Annotated in this window: 7 protein-coding genes; 3 read left to right on the top strand and 4 right to left on the bottom strand. The window is 52.5% G+C overall.

Translation table 11 applies throughout. The features are described 5' to 3' along the window. From KGZ66_05975 to KGZ66_05985, 3 genes are all read right to left on the bottom strand, one after another. On the bottom strand, positions 1-197 hold a 197-nt coding region (locus tag KGZ66_05975), incomplete at its 3' end, for a hypothetical protein (GenBank protein MBS3985131.1). Between the two features lie 168 nt (positions 198-365). After that, a complete protein-coding gene (istB, locus tag KGZ66_05980; GenBank protein MBS3985132.1) occupies positions 366-1,118 on the bottom strand; it encodes an IS21-like element helper ATPase IstB in 753 nt (250 codons plus the stop codon). After that, the gene (locus KGZ66_05985; protein MBS3985133.1) at positions 1,112-1,486 is read right to left on the bottom strand and encodes a hypothetical protein; all 375 of its coding nucleotides are present in this window, start codon (positions 1,484-1,486) and stop codon (positions 1,112-1,114) included. The genes istB and KGZ66_05985 overlap by 7 nt, the downstream gene beginning before the upstream one ends. Before the next feature lie 451 nt (positions 1,487-1,937). Between KGZ66_05985 and KGZ66_05990 the strand changes: the two genes are divergently transcribed. The 3 genes from KGZ66_05990 (at position 1,938) to KGZ66_06000 (ending at position 4,573) form a co-directional block, all read left to right on the top strand. After that, positions 1,938-2,360, top strand: coding sequence for a hypothetical protein (locus tag KGZ66_05990; protein MBS3985134.1), 423 nt, complete (start codon positions 1,938-1,940; stop codon positions 2,358-2,360). 79 nt (positions 2,361-2,439) lie between these two features. After that, positions 2,440-3,786 (top strand): DDE-type integrase/transposase/recombinase, encoded by a 1,347-nt coding sequence (locus tag KGZ66_05995; GenBank protein MBS3985135.1) that lies wholly within the window; start codon positions 2,440-2,442, stop codon positions 3,784-3,786. After that, positions 3,779-4,573 (top strand): AAA family ATPase, encoded by a 795-nt coding sequence (locus KGZ66_06000; GenBank protein ID MBS3985136.1) that lies wholly within the window; start codon positions 3,779-3,781, stop codon positions 4,571-4,573. The genes KGZ66_05995 and KGZ66_06000 overlap by 8 nt, the downstream gene beginning before the upstream one ends. Positions 4,574-4,681: 108 nt before the next feature. Here the strand turns inward: KGZ66_06000 and KGZ66_06005 are convergent. Further along, positions 4,682-5,003 (bottom strand): IS21 family transposase (locus KGZ66_06005; protein MBS3985137.1); only part of this gene is annotated, 322 nt, incomplete at its 5' end.

Genomic DNA, 5,003 nt, shown 5'->3' on the forward strand with positions numbered 1-5,003 from the left:
CCATATTGCTGTTCAGCGAATCGAGTCAGCAGTTCAGCAGTGCATGATGCCATACTTGTCATGGCCGCATACTTCATCAGGTGCTGCCAGACGCCAACGTAACTCTCAATAGTCTTATCCGCATAGCCCCTTTCTCTTAATGTCGTTTCTGCTTTTTCAACTTGTTCATGCAGCTTGGTAGGTCGGAATGCATCCATAATGTTAACCTCCTTACGATTGGATTTAAGAGATTATACATTATGCAAAGCTGAGACATTGGCAGTGAAGCGTGCAGCTCAGCCTCTCGGAGTGACTTTTGATAATGTAGGGCTTTTGATAAGCGTTAAACCTCGGGGGCGGTGGGGGCAGAGCCCCCACATCTCGCTCTACCGTTCGTCTCCGGGGATTCCCTTGCGGTGGCGCATGGAGTCTTTCCCGTCTATAACGATGGTGTAAGAATCGTGAACAATCCGGTCCAAGATGGCGTCAGCGAGGGGGTCTTCACCGATCTTGGCATGCCATCCCGCAGGGGCGAACTGCGAGCTGAATATGGTGGACGCCTTCTTGTGCCGGGCCTCAATGATCTCAAGCAAATCTCGAGCTTCGCTGTCCTTCAATGGCACTAGGAGCCACTCATCTATGATCAGGAGGCTGTACTTCTTGTAGGCACTCATCACCTTGCGATACGTCCCCTCCCGCCGGGCAACTGCTAGATCGAGGAGCAGCTCGGGGAGGCGCATGTACTTGGTCGAGTAAAAGTTCCTACAAGCTGCAATGCCAAAGGCGCAGGCCACATAGGTCTTACCGGCACCGGACGCGCCAAGGACGATAATATTGCGTCTATCGCCAATAAAGTTGCAGGTGGATAAACGGGTAATCAGGGCCTTGTCGAGCTTTCTGTCCGCGTGGTATTCAATGTCCTCAATGCACGCACTCGGGAAATGCAACTCCGCCTTCTTAATGAGCCTCGTTAGGCGGTTGTTCTTCCTCCTTGCCCATTCAGCATCGGTTAGCAAACCAAAGCGCTCCTCAAAGGATAGTGAGTCGAAAGATTGGTCCTTTATTTGTCGCTTAAAATGCTCAGCCATGGCAGAAAGTCGCAGATCGATGAGCTTCTGAGCCGTAACTTCGTTTAACATGTGCCCTCACCCCCGTAGTACTTAGCTCCCCTCACAAAACCATGTTCAGACTGGTCCTTTTTCGTCGGCTTGTCCAGCACTTGGTCATGGCCTGACTTGAGGATAGTCTGTACGTTCTTGTAACTGGGGCTGGGGGTATATCCAAGCGCTTTTTGGCAGGCAGCCTCAATTCGCTCGGTCGGATACTTCTCCGTCAATCTCAACATGCTGTTACAGCTGCGGTATCCCTGTTGCTCTACTTTATGCGCGGCGAGAATAGCCCTAATAACCACTTCCGTGCTGGGGCCCACACTAGACGCCCATGAGATGAAGCGATGCGCGTTCCACTGCGCGTACTTCCGGTGCTCCTCCGGCATATGGTCAGTCACGGTGCTGTACTGTCCCTCCCGACCGTGTAACCTTGCATGCGAGCAGATTCTACTATTCTGGAAGAAGACTTCTATCACAGCTCGGGTTATGCGCACGTCTACCTTATGCTGTTAGCACTCACGTTGCCTGTCGGTAGACGAGTGCTTTTTTCTTGCATTGGATAGCGGAGCTCTGGGATAATGATTGGCGTGTGCGGCGTAGAGGCACACGCCAATCAGCTTTTGAGAGAGGAAAAGCGAAAAGAGCGAACCACGTGGCCAGCCAGCCTCATCCGCTCTTTCCTTAGGGTCTGCACCCAAAATGATTATACTGAGCGAAGCTTTGACTGTCGAGAGGTACTGTGAACTTTTCAAGGAAGGCTGCCCCGAAGGACTCCGGCCTGTCACCTGCCCGTTCTGCAAGTCACAGGAATTACATAAGCATGGCAGGTACTTGCGAAGGCTCTTTAGCGTGAGGGGGGAGTTCACCATCCCCATCTACCGTTTTAAGTGCAGCAACTGCAAGCGGTCGAGCTCACTGTGGCCTCCCTTTGTGGCTAAGGGTAGCCAGATAGCGCTTGATGTACATGAACACGTCTTAGAAAGCAGAGCGTGCGGCATCAGTCTGAGCGAAGCTGCGCTTACGTCCGCTATCCCCGGCGGGCCATTTAGCGAGCGCACGCTAGGTCGTTGGGTCCGTTTTTGGGATGAGCGGCTAAAGACGTTTGTGGCGAAGATATGGCACGCAGTGCTGACACGGCTGCCTAATGTGGCGCTGCCGCAAGGTGGACACAAACCAAAAGACGAGTGGGGTTATCTGCTCCCGCTGTGGAAGAGAATAAGTCCTTTGAGTTTGCTTGAGTACTTGTCGGTGGCGGTGGCGGGAAGCGCGTAATTTCCCACAAAAGATGTACATGGCTTTCGTACATCTAATCCGCGACAATAAGGACAGCTTGCGAAGGGAGTAGAATTTAATGGACACTAGAGAACACTGCGCGGCTTTCCGTTACAGCCTCATTGCACCTATCGTCAGTCGCCAAACGCCTTTCTCACCGGGGGAGATAAAGGCGACACTAGAGGAGATTGCCTCAAGACACTACACGGTACCCGGGGGTGTGCGTACTAGGATAAGTATTCGCAGCTTAGAGCGCTACATTGCAGCGTATCGCAAACACGGTTGGGAAGGGCTAAAGCCAGAGCCGAGGACTACAAGCGGCCCAACAGCCATACCCAAGAGCATTCTGGAAATGGCGGCAGAACTGCGTAGGGCTAGGCCGGAGCGCAGTGTCGAACAGATCAAATACATCCTTGAGTCGAGCAATGCCGTCTCACAAGGCTCGGTTGCATCAAGTACGCTTGCTAGGCACCTTAGAGGGCTAGGGTTAAGTCGCAAGGAACTCCTTCAAGAACCTACGGGACGCAGACGATTTGAGGCTCCCGACGCACATATCCTCTGGCAGGCAGACTTTCAGCATACGCTTTACTTACCTGACCCGTCTGACCCTAAAAAGCGGCGCAAAGCTATTCTGTTTGCCATCCTCGATGACTACAGCCGCCTTATTGTTCATGGAGAATTCTACTGGGATGAACGTCTGCCGCGACTAGAGGACGCGCTGAAGAAGGCGATTCTTAAGCACGGGATACCCGAACAACTCTACTGCGATAACGGTGCCGTATTCTCGTCATCGCACCTAGAAAGGATCTGTGGCAAGCTTGGCATGCGGCTTTCCCATACTAGGCCATATAGACCTGAAGGGCGTGGGAAGATCGAACGATTTTTCCGTTTTGTAGACACTAGCTTCAAGCATGAGGCTTATCTGCAAATTGAGAACGGTCGCTTATCTACGCTGTCGGAACTTAATGACGCTTTTAGTTCGTGGGTAGACGGCTATTACCATACGCGTGAACATGGCGGCACCAAGATGGCCCCCATAGACCGAGCAAAGACTGAGCGGGTCAGGCGTCATGTGTCGCTTGTGGAGCTCACAGATATTTTTCTCTGGGAAGAAGAACGCAAGGTAGACAAGTCTTCGTGCATTAGTCTATATGGCAACACTTACGAAGTCGACCCCGCGCTTTGTACTAAGAAAGTCACTTTACGTTTTGACCCCTTCGACCTTAGCCTAGTTCAAGTATGGCTGCTAGGAAAACGCTTTCCTGATGCCACTGTGCTTGATCTTACCCGTAAAGCGCTAGAAAAGGCGCCCAAGCAGGAATGCGCCGCGACCTCTGACATTAACTTCTTTGACCTTACTGAGAAGCAGCGCCGTTTAGCTTTGCCGCCGCTCAGTTACTCCGGCAAGGAGGTGTCCCATGACTGAACCGTTTGCCAGAGGGCCAGAGAACCACATGTTGTTTGAGTCTCAGGCTCATGCTGAGGCCTTAGCTCGGTTACACCTCATGCTAGCCAACGGGTCGCTTGGGGTATTAACCGGCGAAGTCGGTGCGGGCAAGTCTACTTTAATTCGGCATCTGGTACGTTTGCTTGACCCCATGCGCTTTCATCCCATTTACTTAGTCCAAGCCGGCATGAAGCCAAAGGACTTTTACAGCGAGCTGCTAAGACTACTCGGCGAGGAAACGCCGTATCATCTTGAAAAGGCGAGGCATCTCTTTCACAAGACCTTGCAACAACGCCAGCAGCAAGGGGACAGAGCGCTCGTAGTGTTTCTTGATGAGGCGCAAGATGTTGCCCCGTCATTACTCCTAGAGCTTCGCTTTGCCCTAAACCAGCACATGGACTCTACTTCGCTGTTTTCGCTCGTCTTAGTGGGGCAGCCGGAATTAAGACGGACCCTAAGACTCAACAAACATGAAGCTCTGTCGCAACGGGTTCGGCTGCAGTACCATCTTGCCGGGCTTTCTGCCGAGGAAACCGCCAGTTACATTCGCCACCAAATGAAAGGCGCAGGTTACACAACACCTCTCTTCAGTGAATCTGCCCTTAAGCTCATCTACTCCGATACACGGGGGATACCACGCCTCATCAACCACATCTGCGCTCACGCGCTCCATGCCACCAAGAAGTCGGGCGCAGAAATAGTCGAAGCCGACCTCATAGCGCGCATTTCTCAAGATACGGCGCGCCAGCGTGGATCCGGCATGTAAACCCGCCCGCCCCCCTCTCGGGGGCTTTTCCACACTATCCACAGCGCTTGGCATGTGCTGCCCTGTTGATTGGCGTTAGAACTGTCACGTGGGTGGCGGATTGGCTCATCAACTCTCCCGCCATTGGCGGCGAGAAACTCCCCGACAAATTACGTGAGAAGCAACATTATGCTTGATCAGCTCATAAGGGACACTGTAGAACATCCCGTTGACAGAGATATGGTAGTTAAACTGCACCGTCGCCACTTTCCACGTCGATAGCTCATAATGCGCTTTGGGGAGAAGTAGCAACAGTGGCTGTTCCTCTTCGGTGAAAGTGCTCAGACGACTTCCGGCACGTTTCTGGAAGGGCTTAGCATTAAACTCCGTTAGTTTCTCTTTGATGGCCTCATTCAACTCCGCGAGGGAGAAGAACCTCTGGTTCCTCAGA

The organism is Selenomonadales bacterium, assembly GCA_018335585.1.
In the GTDB taxonomy this organism is placed as follows: Bacteria; Bacillota; UBA994; order UBA994; family UBA994; genus UBA994.